Here is a 16,925-nt window from a genome sequence, read left to right as displayed (position 1 = left end):
GGATTGCTATATGAGCCCGGGGTTAAATCCCCTGGCTTCTCTGATTGCTCAATTTATAAGACACTAAAACGACACAAAAAAAAATATAATTATTTAGTGGGATTGCGGGTCAAAATTTTAAACATTCAGCCTAAAGAACTCCTCAAGTCAAACTTTTTTCCTGCCTATCCATCTCCCAACTAAAGATAAAATGAACAAACAAATCCTCCTCTCAACACCTCACATGGGTTCCCTCGAACAGGAGAATGAACAAACAAATCCTCCTCTCAACACCTCACATGGGTTCCCTCGAACAGGAGTTCGTCAAAGAAGCCTTTGATACCAACTGGATCGCCCCGGTCGGCCCCCATGTGGATGCTTTCGAGCAATAATTCTGCCAAGTAGTTGGCGCTAAACACGCAGCGGCTGTTAGTTCCGGTACCGCAGCTTTGCATTTGGCTTTACAATTAATTGGTGTCGGTTCAGGAGATGAGGTTTTTTGCTCGACTCTAACTTTTATTGCGACTGCGACGCCGATTACTTATCTTGGCGCAAAACCTGTTTTTATCGATAGCGATCGCACTTCTTGGAATCTCAACCCCGATTTGTTCCGAGAAGCACTTGAGAAACGAGCAAAAATTGGTAAATTACCCAAAGCTGTTGTAATCGTACACCTCTACGGTCAAAGTTGCGATCTCGACCCAATTCTAGAAGCTTCCAATGCTTATGAAATTCCGCTAATAGAAGATGCAGCAGAATCTCTAGGGGCTAGCTATAAAAATCGCTCGCCTGGAAGTTTTGGTAAAATCGGCATTTTCTCCTTCAACGGCAATAAAATTATCACCACTTCCGGCGGCGGAATGTTAGTTTCCGATGACCAAAAACTGGTAGAAAAAGCTCGTTTTTTGGCAACACAAGCCCGTGACCCCGCTCCTCATTACCAACATTCAGAAATTGGCTATAATTATCGTCTCAGCAATGTTTTGGCGGGAATTGGTCGCGGTCAATTACGGGTGTTGGAGGAGCGAGTTCAAGCTAGACGACACAATTTTGAAGTTTACCAACAAGCTTTAGGAAACTTGCCGGGGATCGAATTTATGCCGGAAGCTGATTTTGGAAAATCTACTCGCTGGCTGACTTGTTTAACAATCGATCCGGCCGCTTTCGGTGCAGATAGAGAACAAGTTCGTTTAGCACTTGCTCAAGAGAAAATAGAAGCGCGTCCGGTTTGGAAACCTTTACACTTACAACCAGTATTTGCCGATTGCGAGTGTATTGAAGGTGCGGTGGCCCAAGAGTTATTTGAGTACGGGCTTTGTTTGCCTTCTGGCTCTAATTTAACTGATGAAGATTTAGAGCGGGTGACAAGTGCGATCGCCCAAATTCACAAAGAAAATCGATGATATAGCCGAAGGAAGTTCGGCTACGGATTTTGTAACGGATGTAACGGAGGCAGGAAGAAGAAAGATGCGATCGCTATTATATCCCCGACTTCTTCAAGAAGTTGGGGATTTGGGTATTCTGTCTTTTGATTAATTTTCCTACCATTCCTTTAATGCGATCGCAATTCCCTGTTTTAATTTTGGCTCAAGACTCTCTTGCTTAACTAAACTTTCTAATTGCCGCCTCCCCTCGGCAGCACCTAGCCGTTTGAGCGCTGCCATGCAGTGCAGCCTGACGCTAGTGTCGGCGTCTGCTAACATTTCAATCAGGACATCTAGCGCTCTCATATCCCCTAATTGCCCTAACCCTAAAGCTAAAGATTGTTTGATTTCCACAGACTCCACGGCGGGATGAGCGGTTTTTAGCAAATCGATCGTAATTTCAGCAGCTTTGGCTTTTAATTCCGGCTTTTCTACTCGCCCTAAAACAGTGACAATCTCTTGACAAACAAGAGAGTTTGTGTTATTAAATTCGGCGATTAAGGTTTGCTGCAAATATTCTAAAGCGACTGCAGTTTCGCTCCAGCTTAGGGCGCGCACAGCTTCGATTTGCAATTCAAGCGGAGTTATGGGCGATCGCAGCAATTCAAATAAAGCAGCCGCTGCTGCATCGGTTTTCACTCGCCCGATCGCGATCACCGCCAGCTTGCAAACTTCTAATCGGATGTCCGAAAGCAAAGGTTTGAGCAAGTTAACTAAATCTAATTCTGCGTCTAAATAGGCGCGCACCCCGAGAGCTCGCACGGCTTCTTTTCTGACTGCTGTCGCCGGATCTTTGAGTGCTGCTACCAGTACCGGCGGGATACGGGAGTCGTGAAAGCTGCTCAGGGCCTCGATTGCGTGCGCCCGCACCGCAACTTGAGAGTCTCCGACTACGCTCAAAAGCGGTGCGATGGTTTCGGTGCGCCGAATTTGGGCGAGTGCTGCTGTTGCAAACTGTCGCGAGTCTTCTTGGAGTAGGAGAGTTGCGAGGGATTCTATGGCCCGAGGGCCGAAATTCCCTAGGGTTTCGGCGGCGATTTGGCTCAATTCTTCGTCGGAATTTTTGACCAATTCTACTAAAGCTTGAATCACTTCCGGGCGATCGAACTTTCCGAGGATGCGGGCGGCGAACCACCGCTGTTCCGTGTCTGCCTCTTCGTCTTCCAGAATCGAAATTAAAGGTGCGATCGCGCCATTTCCCAGATTGGGCAATACTTTAGCAATTTCCCAGCGGTCTTGAAAATCACCCCATTCCAAGGCTTCTATTGCTAAACTGACAGCTTGCTCTAAAATGTGTTGTTCCTGCGGCTTGCCCCCCTTGGCTGTCACTTGCTGCAAGCATTCGACTAACAAGGGCCAGTTTTTGCGATCGGCAGCGACTTGCGCTTGTTCTAAAAAATTAGACATAATTTTAGTTTGGCTTCGATCTAAAAGCGAGATTGTTTGCTGCTAGCCCAGACCGGAGGTACTTTTTAGGAATCTTTTGCTACAATTATCCATTTTTTGACATTTTTGTCAATCCATCATAACCAGTAAAATCGAACTAAAGCATTAATTTCATGCAGTTAAGCCATCAAGCTATACTTTTTGTAGTTAAAAATACTCCATATTCCCAATTAAAAATTAACAAATGAAGAAAGCTCTACTTTTAGTAAACCAGCACTCCCGAAAAGGGCAAAAGCTATTATCTCAAGCCACTGTCGGATTAGAAGCACTGGGTTTTGAGTTAATTGTAGAATCTACCGACCACGCCCGCGAACTTCCCGAAACAATTCGGCGCTACCAAAATCAAGTCGAATTAGTAATAATCGGCGGCGGCGACGGCACTCTCAACGCCGCCATAGAAGGTTTGATAGACACCAAGTTACCCTTGGGTATTTTGCCCATGGGAACTGCTAACGACCTCGCTCGCACTCTGAAAATTCCTACAGATTTATCCGCAGCTTGTCAAGTAATTGCCAGCGGTAAAGTTCGGCTAATAGACTTAGGTTGGGTGAACGGTCAGCATTTTTTTAATGTGGCGAGTTTGGGATTGAGCGTGCAAATTACCCAGCGGCTGACTAAAAACGTCAAGCAGCGCTGGGGAGTTTTAGCTTATGCTTTTACTGCTTTGCAGACAATTTTGTCAGCGCGACCGTTTCGAGCAGAAATTAAGGTAAAAAACCAATCTTTTAATGTTAAAACTATTCAAATAGCCATTGGCAACGGTCGCTATTACGGCGGCGGGATGACAGTGGCCGAGGATGCCACCATCGACGACAAGCGACTAGATTTGTACAGTTTGGAAACAAAAAACTGGTGGGAAATCATTGGTTTACTGCCGGCTATGAAGCAAGGCAATCATACCAGTCGGCCTAACGTTCGCACATTGCAAGCTCAAGAATTTGAGGTTAATACTAGCAAACGTCGTCCGATTAATACCGACGGTGAAATCACAACTTACACCCCTGCAAAATTCCGAGTAATTCCTCAAGCTTTAGCAGTTATAGCTCCTTCATAAATATATCAGTTAACTTCCAGGCTGGAGCCTGGGAACCCATATCTAGAGGCTCTGCCTCGCTGCCGAAAATGGAGGCTCTTCCTCGGAATCTGCGTTACCAGGCTGGAGCCTGGTAACGAGTAATTTTCTTGTGTAACAAGCCGGAGAGCCTGTTCACTTAATAATCGCCTCCAGCGCCATATTGCCACGCTTCAACTAATCGGTGAAAATAGTATTGCTGCTCCAGCTCTAATGTTTTTAACTGGTTTCCAGGCTCCAGCCTGGGAACCCATATCTAGAGGCTCTGCCTCGCTGTCGAAAATGGAGGCTCTTCCTCGGGATCTGCGTTACCAGGCTGGAGCCTGGTAACGAGTAATTTTCTTGTGCAACAGGCCGGATAGTCTGTTCACTTAATAATCACCTCCAGCGCCATATTGCCACGCTTCAACTAATCGGTGAAAATAGTATTGCTGCTCCGGCTCTAACGTTTTTACCTGCCGTTCTACGGCTTTCCCCAAAGGCTGCAATCCCGTATAAATTCCTAAATTCACATAATGAACCATCCAATCGAGCAAATTAGCTATTCCAACCTGCGGGATAATTTTCATAACTAATCCGGGATGGTTAATTGCTGTTTTAAACAGGGTTTTGGACAAAGCCGGAAACAGCACGATATCTTGAAGAAACGGTTTGAGTACCGGTTCTCCCAACTCTTCCATTACCTGAAATACGGCAGCCAAAAGTTGATTAATTTGATTGGGGTCTATTTTTTGATTCATCGCAGCACTCATCGAACGCTGAAACAACCAGGTAACTGATAGATTCGGCTGGTAGGGTTGCAAAAGTGCCAGGGAATTTTTGCTGAGACTATCGCTTGTCAAAGCTTCCTCAATTCCTAGAGTCAAGCGTTTGAGGTGGCGTACCATTGCGCCGAAACCGCCAAAGCTGAGGGGAGATTGGCTACCGCTGCTGTCTCCGACTGGGAGTATGCGATCCCAAGGCGTTTTTAGAGGACTTTGGCGATAGCAGGGGAAGAATCCGTAGAGTGCTCTTTGGAATTTTAACTGTTCGAGTTCGACGTTTTGATATTGGGGAAGCAAGCGCAAATACTCTTCAAATAATGTTTCTAAACTGAATCTTTCTGTGTCGGCATCTATGTAGGTAAATAAGTAGGTGGTGCGGCCGTCTCTGGCTGGAAATGCTTCCCAAAAATATTGGCACTGATTTTGCATCGGGGTGAAGGATGCAAATAAGTCGCCCGTGTCGTTTTTGGGAAATCCTTGAGCGCAAGTGCCGACTACTAAGCATACCGCGTCGGGTTTTTTGCCTTGTCTAGCTTGGCGGACAATGGGTGAAAAATGTCCCATTGCGTCTAAGAATAATCGGCTTTTAAATAAATTTTTACCAAGTTGTAAATCGGTATTTTCAGATTCTACAAGGACTCCATCTGGGTGAATTGTGGCAATTTTAAATGGGGTATTTTCAAATATTTTTCCTCCAGCTTGGAGGAATCGCTGTTTGAGGGTTTCGAGGAGGTAAACTGGATCTATTCCGATGTTTAGTACGCCCGAAATCCAAATGTCTGGGGTGTTGGCAAAGCTGATGCGGGCTGGGTTGTATTCGGTGGCTATGGCTTTTTCTATCTCTTCAACAGATAGCAGATTTAGTTCTAAGAATGCGTCTAATTCTTTGCGAGAAATGTTCCATTCTTGATCGCGGCCTCGCAGAGTGCCACGTTCGAGCAAGGCTACTCGCCAACCCCGCACGGCTAAGGCTGTACCGATTAATATTCCTAGGGTTCCGCCGCCGATAACTATGTCGAAGTCGAGGGTTTCCAGGGGTTGTTGGCTGTGTTTGACTGCTTGGGGTGCTGGTGCGGTGTTTTGTTTGAGGTTTTCCCAGAGTCGATCGACTTTTCTCAGGCCTCCGAGGGCGTCTCCTGGCAGTTGGGAGAGGATTTGTTCGGTGAGGGACATCGGGTTTTAGGATTGAAGAGTGGTGGATTTTTTATAATTTAGCTTAGATTAACATTTGCGACAGTTTCAGGGCTGACGCATGAGGGTTATAAACCCGCTTTCTACGAATTTTGCGACGAGGAACCAGAAGTATACGAAGAAACGAGGTTTTTGAGGTCGCGAGTGCGTAAGCCAACTAAGTTTTTATAATCATACAGAGAAACCCGGTTTCTGAAAAAAAACCGGGTTTCTACCCCTCGTTGGTAAGTCTAAGGATTATGTTTAATCAGCCGTGCTTAATTCTTCAACTCGCAGCCGATCGCACAAAATTCGCTCGCACACTATAGCACCCGTATCCGCACTCCTGCAAACTTCTAACTGAGCTTCCGGCAGTGCTTCAAACAAAAAACGTTCCCCCGGAAACACCGTCCTCTCAAAATACCAATTAGGAATATTTGTAATGCGAGCGATTTGCACTTTGCTAGTATTATTAAGATACCAACACAAAATGCGCGTATGACCTTCGGAAATTACCTGATTTAGTGTCAAATTCATCTTTTTAACTTGTGTGTGCAATTGTGCGAGCGATCGGCGAAGGGCCTAAGCTTAGTATAGCAGCTTCCCAGTTAAAACACAATTTTTTATACATTTTTTTTACCATTTTTTTTACATCGTTTGGGTTAATTAATAAATTTCACGGGGGAAACATCAGCGCCTTCCCCCTATTCCCAAGAAGGTGCAAAAGCCGGCATTGCTAAAGTGCAAGATTTCCATCCTCCTCTAACAGGTGCGTTCAACAATTGACAGTGACCGACTGAACCTCTTGCCTGTTGGTAGTGACCGCAAAAATTACACTTGGAAGCCGGATTGCAAGCGCGCTCGCTAATCACAAGGCACGGCTGGTTTTGGGTTTGGTTGCGCTCGATAGTTAAAGTGTTCATTAAATTACTTTTTAAATGTTCAGTATTAAGTATGGCGGCTGGAGTGCAGTCGTTGCGTCTATCTCAAGGCTTACTTCGCCTTTAAGATTTGTTTAGGGATCAATAGAAAATATATTATTTTGGAGATAATCAAGCTAGGGAGCAATTGAATTTCCTTCCCATCGCATTGGCGGCCCCAGCTTTAGTGTCGATCGCGCTTGCTGGGGATATACTTCCTCAGACAGAGTTAATTATCCTCGCCTAACTTGCTGAACAAATCGGCTAAAATTGTATTAGAAAATAAAAAACCTTCGGGATCGCTCAACCTCAAATGGCCCGAAAGTGGCAGTTTCGCGCCCTCGCCTAAAGTTGCGTGAAGCGGAGCTATCCCGTAGGGAATCGCCCCATCCGCAGTTATAATTTCCACCCATCCTTGCCGCCAGTAGGGCTGCAAACAACGCCAAATTTTATCAACCGTTTCCTGAGTAAACTTTTGAGTCAGCGCCGACAGGCTAACTCCTTCTGCTAGACGCAAACCTAGCATCAGCGTTTCTAACAAAACGTCATTTTCTGAGACTTGAAAATTTGGCTCAATTGCTGGGTAAATATCGGGCTGGGTTTCCCCCCCAATTTGAGGAGTAGCTGGGGAATTGAGGCCAGACATCGATCGCACCCACTGATAATATTCTTGAGTTTTGCGAGGCCTTGTCAACCTCCGGCCTTCCACGTAACTCGCCGCCCCCATTCCCAAGCCGTAATAAGGCCGATTTTCCCAATAAACGCGGTTGTGGCGGCACTGATAGCCATCGCGAGCGTAATTAGAAATTTCGTAATGTTCGTAGCCAGCACCGGTCAGAATTTCCCGCGCTAAACGGTACATTCCAGCAGCGGTTTCATCTGCTGGTAGCGGCTGCGCGCCGGCTTCAAAGTAGCGCCCGAAAGCAGTTCCCTGCTCAACAATTAAGTCGTAACTCGACAGATGAGTCGGGCTAATTTCCACCGCCGATTTTAGGGAAGCTTCCCAGTTTTCTAAAGTTTGGTGAGGCAGTCCCGAAATCAGGTCTAAACTGAAATTGACAATACCAGCCGATCGCACTATTTCCACTGCTTCAAAAATATCAGCGACTGAGTGCGATCGCCCGCAAGCTTGCAGCAAATCATCCTGAAAAGCCTGCACTCCCAAACTAACTCTATTTACTCCCGCCGCTGCATATCCCCGCAACTGTTCTAAAGTAAACGTACCCGGGTCTATTTCTATAGAAATTTCCGCCCCAGCAGCAATCCCAAATTTGCCGTCGAGAGTCTCTAAAATATTGCTCAACTGACTCACAGAAAGCAGCGAAGGTGTGCCTCCACCAAAAAAAACTGTTTTCAGAGATGCGCCTAAATTTTTAGTTTCTTGAATTTCTTGACACAGTACGGCAACATATTGCACAATTGTGCCGGAATTCTCGCCATTTTTGCGATCGCCCACCACAAAAACCGGAAAATCGCAGTAGTAACAGCGGCGGCGACAAAAAGGTATGTGCAGGTAAGCCGAAGTGGGAATGCTGGGATTTGTCGCTTGCACACTTTTTTTTAATTTAAATGTTAAATAATCTGTGGTAGGGTTCATTACATTTCAAGCCAAAAGGGCAACTTCAAATCTAAAGTTTTAATTAAACCATCATGAATAATTATGTATATTATGACATTTGCTTACCAAAAAAGCGCTGCGAACGATCGGCTCTTGTAATTTAACCTCGTACCAGTTTCGCTGCGTCACAATTCCCGAACAGCCCGCAGGGCGGTTTATTCGCACCTCGTGCCTGCTTTCGCCCCGGCGTGGTAAACGCCGATATGCTCGATCGCACATCCCTCAGAGGGTACAACCCCGAAATATAAGTTTATGAGAATCCTTGAGTAGATATAGCGAGATCCGACCAAAGCATGAAAACAAGTATCAGCACTGGAAAGATATAATAGGAATAAATTCATTAACCTAGAACTAATGCTAGACGCAATCATAATAATCTCATTCATAATCGCAGGCGGAGGTATCGGCTATTACGGAGTCGAACTCCTGCCGAGCAATCTGCTGCTGCAAGTTACAAATATACAAGGCTTAAGTTCTGTACTAGGTTCCTTTGGAGCATTAATCGGCTTCGTGATGGGATTAGTGGCTCAAACAACCTACCGCCGGCTGGAAAAACAAGTTCGCGATATGCCAGTGGAGATGTTACTGACGCGGGCGATCGGCTTAATCATCGGACTGCTAGTAGCAAACTTAATGCTGGCTCCGCTATTCCTGCTGCCAATACCCCGCGAGTTCGGCTTCATCAAACCTTTAGTCGCAGTCTTGGGTAGCGTCATGTTCGGCTTCACAGGCGTCAGTTTGACAGACACCCACGGCCGCGCTTTCTTGCGACTGATAAACCCCAAAAGCTTTGACACGGTGTTGCTAACCGAAGGTACTTTCAAACCAGCAACTGCCAAAGTTGTCGATACTAGCTGCATTATTGACGGCAGAATTGAAAACTTGCTAGAAACAGGTTTCCTCGAAGGTCAAATTATCGTGCCGCAATTCGTGCTCCAAGAACTGCAACTGGTAGCTGATTCCGCCAACGATCAAAAGCGAGTGCGCGGACGCCGCGGCTTAGATGTACTCAACCGTATCAAAGAAACATATCCAGAACGGATTCAAATTCACTCGGCTGACTACGAAGATATTGCCACAGTCGATGCGAAATTAGTCCGCTTCGCTTTGGATATCGACGGTATTTTGCTCACCAACGATTACAACTTATCGAAAGTAGCAACCGTCCAAAAACTGCCGGTTTTGAATATCAACGATTTGACTCATGCGGTGCGCCCGACTTATTTGCCGGGAGATACGATCGAACTAAAAATCCGCAAAGAAGGCAAAGAACCCTCTCAGGGAATCGGTTACTTGGATGACGGCACAATGGTTGTCGTGGAAGCAGGAAGCAGCTATGTCGGCGGCGAAGCCCGAGTTGTAGTCACCAGCGCCCTGCAAACAAGCGCCGGCCGCATGATATTCGCCCGTCCTCAAGAATCCGTTATTGTTTGAAACTGAGTAACAATGGCCAGGGCAATCAGAATCAAATATTGCGATCGTTGTTCCCAATCTGCCCCGACTCTCTACCGCGCCCGGTATGACGAGTCGGGGCAGTGGTTTTTTTGTGTCTTAAATGTTGGGTGTGATCGCCATTTAAAAAATATCGCCTTTCAGGTGGTAGGTGAGGTATAGAAAAAGGCTCTTCAATCCTTAAATTGAGAGAATCAGGTGCAGCTCATGAGGTGCGATCGTCGCTATAATTGTTCAGAGGCAGGGGAAGAATAGATGTTAAATAGTGATGAGTGGGTCAGCTCAAACAGCCGCATTTCTGATGATATATGCCAATTTAGGTAGCTCAAAAGCTTGTGTAATTCGATCGAGAATATAGTGGTAAAAATTCACTTTTTTTTGCGACAAGTATCAACTAAATAAAAAAACACTTCCCACGCACAGGTTCCTTCTGCGGTCAGGGTAAACGCATCTAAATTCATTTGACAAAAACGTGTATTTGTGCATTACTAAATAACTAAAAAAACCTTATTAATTTTAACCCGACTTGAGCAGATTAAATCACAACCTTAAGATTTTCTGAACTTCTTAAAGCCGGCTAATTTTCCTTCTTAGATTCCTATTATATTTCGAGTATTAACTGGCAGAGTTTAAAATTTTCACTAAATAATTATTGTCCATTGCTGCTCGATACCGTTTCATTTTTAGACTTAGTTTTGAAGTTTTTTCTGGTTTCAGTAAGTTTATAGCACTCGCGACGTAGAAGTGCAAAATTTTCGGGAGAGTTCTGTTTCAGAATTCGGCTTTCATCTTCAAAAAATGTAACGTCTAGCGTCCAATATAAGCTATTTTCAATGCCCCAATGACTGCGGAGCGCCCCAGCAATTGTCTCAGCATTACTGCTTAAACTACTAAGCGTAAAAATGAGCTTCAGTCGTGGTTTTATTCCACACCCGTCGTTCACTAACTATCATGACAGCTATTTTTAATCCCCTCCATAATTTTTGATTATGCAGAGGTGGTAACTCGGATACATCAACAGTCCAGACTGGTCTTTATTCGTAAGGATTCAGGTCTCAAGTTGAGGGATTAAAGATGGGGTCTGCACAGCCGAATTAACCCTTAACCCTTGCTTTTATAGCCTGGTCAAAAAACTCAATTACAGAACGTCTTTGACGACGACAAGTTTGTATAACTGTCAATAGATTGGCAGTATCTTGGAACCGCTCCATTGAGCGGGAACCTCCACTAAAATTTCTTTTTGTGACGGCTCTTACGTAATGTTCGTTCGGCTAAATTATTATCCGGTGGGCTCTCCGGGTGCTCTAAAAAATACCACCACTGATGGGATTTCTTTTGCAAGGAGCGCCAAAGTTTACCAGCTTCCCCTCCGGCTTGCTCCATCCAGGAATGAATTGAAGTTTCAACTAAAAGTTGAAACCCTGATGTCCAACTCAAGAATTCATCACTATTTTGGTTCTATTGGAATAAAGCGTAGTTTTTTAATGTTTCATCGACCCGACTGAGAAAGAAGGCCCCAATCTATTGGTTATTTAATCCGGGAGGTTTGATCAGCTTCTTGAAATGACGGCATAAATGCGCCAGACATTTCTGCCCTTGCTTTCACCGGATAACCATTATAAGCGCTATAATCATCAGAACTCAGTACCCCTGAGTAGCTCGAACCCAGGATGGCCTCTAACTCGGCGCGAGAACGAGTATCAGCCGCATGAAATAGACCGAAGTCGGTATTGGCAAAAATCCATAGCCATTCTTTTATCCCTTTGACTAAGCAAGGTGTTTCATCAACATTGATATTTGGCTGTGTTTGCTTGAGCCACTCTTTAAGCCGGTCAATACTTGGATTTACTGCACCGTCTATTCGTTCATTTGTGGCTACTAATCTTCCCACCCCGATTTCTATTTTTCCCCATTCCCATAATAGTTCTTGTTGTTTTTGGTAGGATAAATGCCCGTAATGATTGAGCCATCCTAAAAAAGCTTGCAGTCTGATTCCGATATCTTGTCCTGGTACTATCTCGGCTGACCAGTCTGCTGAAGAGTGTTTCCCCACACTGGCTGCAAATACAGGTATATTTTTGATATTCTACAATTTCAATTGGCCGCTTCACTAACTGTGCTACTTGCTGTGTTTCTATTTTTATTGGTTTGCCACTGAATTCCTGTTGACCACAGCATCTAAACACTTGCGGCCGTAATATCTCCTCTCTATCTACTCGGTCAAACCCTTTTCTGGTTTTTCCCGGATGTCCTGGTTGCCCTCCTGGTTTCCGTTTTGGTGTTTGCCTCTTGGATGGTTGATCTTCTGGTTTCTTCTCTGCTTTTTTGAGGAGGTCGGCCGATGGAGGTTTTGATGATATTGTACTTTCTAAATCTATGCTGACTTTTAGTTCCTGTATTTTTTTTTCTAGTTCTACTACTCTCGATTTTAATTGCTCTATAGCCTTTGCCTCCTCCATAATTATCTCTACCAGTGGCGAGGGAGCCAACTGGTTCAATATTTCACTGTCTAGTTTGAGAGGCTGCTCTTTTTTCCTAATTCTAATAATCTCCCTCCAGAATCATCTTTGTCAATACCCCCTGACATGAATCCTTATCTAATGACTAATGACTAATGACTAATGACTAATGACTAATGCTGGCGAGTGGCTCCCAACTTGTCACATCTTCAAATAAAGATTGATACCCCGCTGCATTGGGATGAAGCCCGTCTGCAATCAGACGCGATTGCCACCAATCACTGCCCCGATTTATCCATTTATCAAAAATATCTAAATAGGGAATTCCCCGCAACTCACAAGCTAATTTCGTTGCTTCTTTATACCGATATTGGTCAGCATGACTGTAATACAAACAATCTTGAAAAGGCATTTTACTTTCATCCACCGGCACCATCCCCACAAATATCACCGGACAAAGTTGTTGGGACAGGTTTAACAAATGATCCAAAACAGTTTTAAAATGTTCAAAATCAGTGTAGCTGCGCCCGGTAGGCGACTGCACTCTCGCCGAATCGTTGAGACCTACTGAAAGAATAATCGCATCCGGGACACGGTTTCTGAGCTCGCCACGGTGGCGAAACTCGTTTTCGAGTCGCTGGGAGACTTGATAGGTGCGATCGCCCCGAACGCCCAAATTGTATAAAACGTGTCCTGCACTCTCCGGTAACATCCACTGGCGTCGCAATCTTTCCACCCAGCCACCGCCTACACCGTCGCCAAAACCGTAGATTAAGCTGTCGCCGAAAGCAACCAATTTGAGGGGATGAGAATTTACCCGATGCAAGTTACCAAAGAAATAGGCTGTTGCTGCCTGCATAAGCAATGATACTCAGTTAATAAATTATGAATCTTGACATACTAAACTAGAATGTAACATTACCTAAAGTAGGGAGTCTCATGGTTAAGCGTCCAACTTTCGATTCAACTCAGCTAACCCGTCGGGCGGAAGAGTTGATTAACGGTGCATCCAACCGCTATCGGATTACGGTGCAGGTGGCGAACCGCGCAAAACGCCGTCGCTATGAAGATTTTGACAATATGGACGACCATCAAATGAAACCTGTAATGCGGGCGATATTTGAGATGTCGGACGAACTGACTCAGCCGGAAATTATCGGAGACATCTAGACTTCAGGAGTTTTGGGTTTTGAGTGGTGAATTGCCAGCAATTTTTGTCAACTCAAAACTCACAACTTTTTTAAACTAGACTTGGGCGCGCGGGACGAGAAACGCGGTTTATTCCTAGCTGCCTCGTTAAAAAACCTCTGATTGTTTTACTAATAAACCGGGTGGATGAGCGTAAATCCTAAAAGTATAAACTAGGACATCTCCTGGGGCTAAGTGTATGAAATTATTCTATTTTTCAAATTGTTGTCAAAACCGTGAATAGATTAAAGCAGGGCTTAAGTTTTCTGTTTGTTACTTTGAGTGTAGCGATTTTCACGCTTTTGAGTTGGGTCTTGGAATCCGGGGAACTGAGTATGTCCGCTTTGGAACCTTCGCTGCTGCGGAGTTCTGAGTCTGCCTCAGTGCAGCGGGTGGCTCAACAATCTGCGCCGCCGCAAGTTAGGGTGCAAGATGCGTGGAAATTGGTGTACGAAAAATTGCCGGATTTCCCGATCGAAAATAACTACATTTCTCAGGAAACAGGAAAAGTCGATCCTACCAATACTTTAGTCGGGCGGTTGATTCGATATCACGTATTTGTCAAAGGACGGCCGCCCAATTACCGCTTTGATTGGAAGTTGAGTTTAGCTGACTATTTGGGGGCAACTCCTGATTATTTGGTTGAAAGCGTTTATCCGGGAAAGGACGTTTTGCGCTCAAATCCAATGGAACAGGATCGTGCTGCTATTCAAAGGTTAAATAGAGCACAGCGAGATGCTTTGGTTCAAGCTTTGGTTGATGTTTTTACGGAGAATTCCGGGGGTGGGCGCACACCTGCGACGGGGGAAAAACCACAAGGGCGATCGAATTCCCCGGAAATACCGCAGCCGCAGCCGGGAGATGCGAAGTTGTTACTACCGTAATACTCAGGGATGCAGAAACCGGGTTTTTTACGGAAATACTGCTGTTGAGCCTTTAACACGGGTAAAAAACCCTGTTTCTTTCGTATTTATGGGTCAGTCCTACTAATCTAAAATCTAAAATCCAAAATCTAAAATCTAAAATCCTTCAATGGTGGAACGTGTAATTAAGACGGGTAGCGGATGGCGTTTGGGATGGAACCCGGAGGCGGAGGAGTTTCAGGGTTTGGTAGCTGGGGAGGGTTGGGCGATCGAACTCACGGAGGCTGAGTTGAACGATTTTTGCCGATTGTTGGGGCAATTAGCCGGCACAATGAGTCACATGGCCTCTGAGTTAATGGACGAGGAAAAAATCGCCATTGAAGCCGAAAGCGACTTGCTGTGGGTGCAGGTGGAAGGCTATCCCGAAGCTTACAGCGTGCAATTGATCTTGAATGCTGGCCGGAGGTGCGAGGGTTTTTGGCCGGCGGCTGCGGTTCCGAGTTTGGTGCAGGCCGCAAAAGTTTTAAAAGTTTTTTGACTTTTTCGGGAACTCTATGCTAAGCTGTTAAAGCTGTCGGGGCGTAGCGCAGCTTGGTAGCGCACTACTTTGGGGTAGTAGGGGTCGTGGGTTCAAATCCCGCCGCTCCGATAGATGGAATCCTTATACACTAAGGGTTCCATTATTTTTTGTAAATTTCGCAGCCGGTTGTCATTCTCAATAAGGGATGACAAGATCTGACATACTCAAACATAAAGTGCGATAAATCTGCGATATGCCAAAAGCCTGCGTAAACATTGAAGTTTTCAAGGATCGGCTACGGTTGGCATGGTCATAGCAAGGGTTAAACTAAGCGATTCCCTCACGAGAACCGCTCGTCTCCAAAACCGTGCTTGATAGTTTCCCATCACACGGCTCCTCAGTAATAAGGCTCTTTTCATGAGTACCTCTCTTACCCGATTTGACGGGCTTAGGCTTGGCGCTATTACAGCCAGATTTGTTGCCGAGACTTCCATCGTTGGCTGTCTTTTCATCGTGGCAATGTCGGTGAAGTAGTTGTAGATTTTTGGGCGTTGCTGAATCAAGGTATGAATGCCCCAGGAATGGGAATATCGTCAAACTTCAAGTAATGTATTAATAACTTAATAGAATGCTTGAGCATTTCCTCACATTTAGAATAACAAATAGTCTTACGATGTAGCCGAGCTTGTGTAATGTCTTAGTCTGGTATTTTCCCCTTCTACTCGGGTCATATAAGTCTTGCTAATAATTTGCTCACCATCAGGAATAAACATGGGATATACAGACCATCCACCAGTTACATAAAAATAGCATTTCCATGCACTTAGTTGGTCCCATAATGGTTCAAATGTCTTAGCGCTATGATCCCCTAATACCCATCCTAAAATTCCTGGTTTAAAGTGGTCAACCGCCGTCGCTCGCCATATCTTGTCTGTTTTTTTTTACATAAGTTTGTAATTCATCGAGCTCACCAACTTCTGGAATGACTTCAGGGTCATAAACATCTGGCAACTGTTTTCCGACTTGTTTTACCCAATTTATTACTGTGGTATGATGAACACCCTTAACTCGTTCTATCGCCCGTAAACCCATACCATTGACATACATTTTTAGGCAATCACGTTTGATGGCTTCGCTATAACCTCGCTGGGGCTCATACTCATTGATGAATTGACGACCACATTGGACACAAATGTAATTCTGTTTTCCTTTCTTCTTGCCGTTTTTACGGATATGGGTTGATTTACATTCTGGGCATTGCATAAATTATTCCTCCTATTCATACTCTAACTCAGCAACGCCCTAATACCTTGACCGATACCAACAGGTATGCCGTGAGGTAAGGCTGTGGGTTGATGTTCATAGGTACGTTCTTTGAGGGTAGGTGCATGGGGTCTTAACCATGCTGTATGATCGATCGCTAATACTGGACGTTCTACTTGTGACATCTGCTGGATGTATAGTTGCATCAATTGGTCAAGGGGCGAGTCTACAATCTTGCAGCGCTTCGTAGACGCTGGATCACTCACGCCGAAATAAAGGATGTAGGCTAAATTTCGTAAACATGAGACGTGGCGCCTCGTCATTATCGCGTCTGCTAGTTCAAAGGTGGCATATGCAGGCATTGCCGAGACATTCATAAGCAAGTTGACGAAATTCCCGTAATTGTTCAAACAGAGATGGCAGGTAGATTTGAGATTTTTTGCTGAATTCTCAATTTTCTACCCTTACACTGTCTTTTGAAACTATGGCAGACAGTTTTTTGTGAGGTTGTCAGCCGAAGAGAACGTCAACGGTCGTCGGCATCTATGCTAGTGGTTGAGCCTCGCCTCATAGCTCTTCACCAGCGACCATTGCCGTTCTTAATTTGAAATCTAACCGCGCTTTAAGACGTGCTTAGTCTAAACTCCAATTTGTTAAAAATCCAGATTATTTACACGTGGATTTTTTTGAGGGCTATCGCACCCCATTCGTAACAAGTTAAGCCTGTATGGCAGTTGTCAAGGGGATTTCAGAAGATGTCTCAAAGAAATATTGGTTCAGACCTCGC

At 45.0% G+C, this 16,925-nt stretch carries 13 protein-coding genes, 1 tRNA gene and 4 pseudogenes; 8 read left to right on the top strand and 10 right to left on the bottom strand.

The window, feature by feature from the left end; translation table 11 throughout:
* The first annotated feature begins 245 nt into the window (after positions 1–245).
* On the top strand, positions 246–371 hold the full coding sequence (locus QUA25_RS06345) for a hypothetical protein (RefSeq protein ID WP_333036424.1): 126 nt from the start codon (positions 246–248) through the stop codon (positions 369–371).
* A 12-nt stretch (positions 372–383) separates the two neighbouring features.
* Positions 384–1,382, top strand: a pseudogene (locus tag QUA25_RS06340) (DegT/DnrJ/EryC1/StrS family aminotransferase); the annotation flags it as partial.
* 138 nt (positions 1,383–1,520) lie between these two features.
* On the opposite strand, the gene QUA25_RS06335 reads toward QUA25_RS06340, so the two are convergent.
* Positions 1,521–2,810, bottom strand: a complete 1,290-nt coding sequence (locus QUA25_RS06335) for a HEAT repeat domain-containing protein (protein WP_333036422.1) — start codon at positions 2,808–2,810, stop codon at positions 1,521–1,523.
* 223 nt (positions 2,811–3,033) lie between these two features.
* On the opposite strand from QUA25_RS06335, the gene QUA25_RS06330 reads away from it, so the two are divergent.
* Positions 3,034–3,903: a lipid kinase gene (locus tag QUA25_RS06330; protein ID WP_333036421.1), complete on the top strand. Its 870-nt coding sequence runs from the start codon at positions 3,034–3,036 to the stop codon at positions 3,901–3,903.
* A gap of 389 nt (positions 3,904–4,292) precedes the next feature.
* On the opposite strand, the gene QUA25_RS06325 is transcribed toward QUA25_RS06330, so the two are convergent.
* From QUA25_RS06325 to hemW, 4 genes are all read right to left on the bottom strand, one after another.
* The gene (locus tag QUA25_RS06325) at positions 4,293–5,858 is read right to left on the bottom strand and encodes an FAD-dependent oxidoreductase (RefSeq protein ID WP_333036419.1); all 1,566 of its coding nucleotides are present in this window, start codon (positions 5,856–5,858) and stop codon (positions 4,293–4,295) included.
* Between the two features lie 261 nt (positions 5,859–6,119).
* On the bottom strand, positions 6,120–6,392 hold the full coding sequence (locus tag QUA25_RS06320) for a DUF1830 domain-containing protein (RefSeq protein WP_333036418.1): 273 nt from the start codon (positions 6,390–6,392) through the stop codon (positions 6,120–6,122).
* A gap of 167 nt (positions 6,393–6,559) precedes the next feature.
* Complete coding sequence (locus QUA25_RS06315; RefSeq protein ID WP_333036417.1) at positions 6,560–6,778, bottom strand: hypothetical protein; 219 nt, start codon at positions 6,776–6,778, stop codon at positions 6,560–6,562.
* 226 nt (positions 6,779–7,004) lie between these two features.
* On the bottom strand, positions 7,005–8,372 hold the full coding sequence (gene hemW / locus QUA25_RS06310; RefSeq protein WP_333036415.1) for a radical SAM family heme chaperone HemW: 1,368 nt from the start codon (positions 8,370–8,372) through the stop codon (positions 7,005–7,007).
* 375 nt (positions 8,373–8,747) lie between these two features.
* Here hemW and QUA25_RS06305 point away from each other — a divergent pair, with 375 nt between their 5' ends.
* On the top strand, positions 8,748–9,827 hold the full coding sequence (locus QUA25_RS06305) for a PIN/TRAM domain-containing protein (RefSeq protein ID WP_333036414.1): 1,080 nt from the start codon (positions 8,748–8,750) through the stop codon (positions 9,825–9,827).
* A gap of 1,112 nt (positions 9,828–10,939) precedes the next feature.
* Here QUA25_RS06305 and tnpC read toward each other — a convergent pair.
* Positions 10,940–12,385: pseudogene (tnpC, locus tag QUA25_RS06300) on the bottom strand (IS66 family transposase).
* 85 nt (positions 12,386–12,470) lie between these two features.
* Positions 12,471–13,163 carry a GDSL-type esterase/lipase family protein gene (locus QUA25_RS06295; RefSeq protein WP_333036413.1) on the bottom strand — a complete coding sequence of 231 codons (693 nt, stop codon included), beginning with the start codon at positions 13,161–13,163 and terminating at the stop codon, positions 12,471–12,473.
* Positions 13,164–13,243: 80 nt separating this feature from the next.
* On the opposite strand from QUA25_RS06295, the gene QUA25_RS06290 reads away from it, so the two are divergent.
* From QUA25_RS06290 to QUA25_RS06275, 4 genes are all read left to right on the top strand, one after another.
* The gene (locus tag QUA25_RS06290) at positions 13,244–13,474 is read left to right on the top strand and encodes a DNA-directed RNA polymerase subunit omega (protein ID WP_015175138.1); all 231 of its coding nucleotides are present in this window, start codon (positions 13,244–13,246) and stop codon (positions 13,472–13,474) included.
* Positions 13,475–13,728: 254 nt separating this feature from the next.
* Entirely contained in the window at positions 13,729–14,376 is a 648-nt protein-coding gene (locus QUA25_RS06285) for a hypothetical protein (protein ID WP_333036411.1), read from the top strand.
* 148 nt (positions 14,377–14,524) lie between these two features.
* Positions 14,525–14,893 carry a DUF1818 family protein gene (locus tag QUA25_RS06280; RefSeq protein WP_333036410.1) on the top strand — a complete coding sequence of 123 codons (369 nt, stop codon included), beginning with the start codon at positions 14,525–14,527 and terminating at the stop codon, positions 14,891–14,893.
* A 37-nt stretch (positions 14,894–14,930) separates the two neighbouring features.
* Positions 14,931–15,004 (top strand) — tRNA-Pro (locus QUA25_RS06275).
* A 198-nt stretch (positions 15,005–15,202) separates the two neighbouring features.
* Here the strand turns inward: QUA25_RS06275 and QUA25_RS06270 are convergent.
* The 3 genes and pseudogenes from QUA25_RS06270 to QUA25_RS06260 all read right to left on the bottom strand — a co-directional run.
* Positions 15,203–15,418: pseudogene (locus QUA25_RS06270) on the bottom strand (group II intron reverse transcriptase/maturase); the annotation flags it as partial.
* A 16-nt stretch (positions 15,419–15,434) separates the two neighbouring features.
* Positions 15,435–16,138: pseudogene (locus tag QUA25_RS06265) on the bottom strand (IS1 family transposase).
* 23 nt (positions 16,139–16,161) lie between these two features.
* On the bottom strand, positions 16,162–16,515 hold the full coding sequence (locus QUA25_RS06260) for a hypothetical protein (RefSeq protein WP_333036409.1): 354 nt from the start codon (positions 16,513–16,515) through the stop codon (positions 16,162–16,164).
* Positions 16,516–16,925 lie beyond the last annotated feature (410 nt).

Source organism: Microcoleus sp. Pol17C6 (genome assembly GCF_036701145.1).
Lineage (GTDB): Bacteria > Cyanobacteriota > Cyanobacteriia > Cyanobacteriales > Microcoleaceae > Microcoleus.
Note: the sequence above shows the minus strand (reverse complement) of the source record. Positions and strands in the feature narration are given on the sequence as shown.

Coding starts and splice junctions, on each gene's coding strand:
- QUA25_RS06345 (WP_333036424.1), top strand. CDS start 246: ATGAACAAACAAATCCTCCTCTCAACACCTCACATGGGTTCCCTCGAA.
- QUA25_RS06335 (WP_333036422.1), bottom strand. CDS start 2,810: ATGTCTAATTTTTTAGAACAAGCGCAAGTCGCTGCCGATCGCAAAAAC.
- QUA25_RS06330 (WP_333036421.1), top strand. CDS start 3,034: ATGAAGAAAGCTCTACTTTTAGTAAACCAGCACTCCCGAAAAGGGCAA.
- QUA25_RS06325 (WP_333036419.1), bottom strand. CDS start 5,858: ATGTCCCTCACCGAACAAATCCTCTCCCAACTGCCAGGAGACGCCCTC.
- QUA25_RS06320 (WP_333036418.1), bottom strand. CDS start 6,392: ATGAATTTGACACTAAATCAGGTAATTTCCGAAGGTCATACGCGCATT.
- QUA25_RS06315 (WP_333036417.1), bottom strand. CDS start 6,778: ATGAACACTTTAACTATCGAGCGCAACCAAACCCAAAACCAGCCGTGC.
- hemW (WP_333036415.1), bottom strand. CDS start 8,372: ATGAACCCTACCACAGATTATTTAACATTTAAATTAAAAAAAAGTGTG.
- QUA25_RS06305 (WP_333036414.1), top strand. CDS start 8,748: ATGCTAGACGCAATCATAATAATCTCATTCATAATCGCAGGCGGAGGT.
- QUA25_RS06295 (WP_333036413.1), bottom strand. CDS start 13,163: ATGCAGGCAGCAACAGCCTATTTCTTTGGTAACTTGCATCGGGTAAAT.
- QUA25_RS06290 (WP_015175138.1), top strand. CDS start 13,244: ATGGTTAAGCGTCCAACTTTCGATTCAACTCAGCTAACCCGTCGGGCG.
- QUA25_RS06280 (WP_333036410.1), top strand. CDS start 14,525: ATGGTGGAACGTGTAATTAAGACGGGTAGCGGATGGCGTTTGGGATGG.
- QUA25_RS06260 (WP_333036409.1), bottom strand. CDS start 16,515: ATGAATGTCTCGGCAATGCCTGCATATGCCACCTTTGAACTAGCAGAC.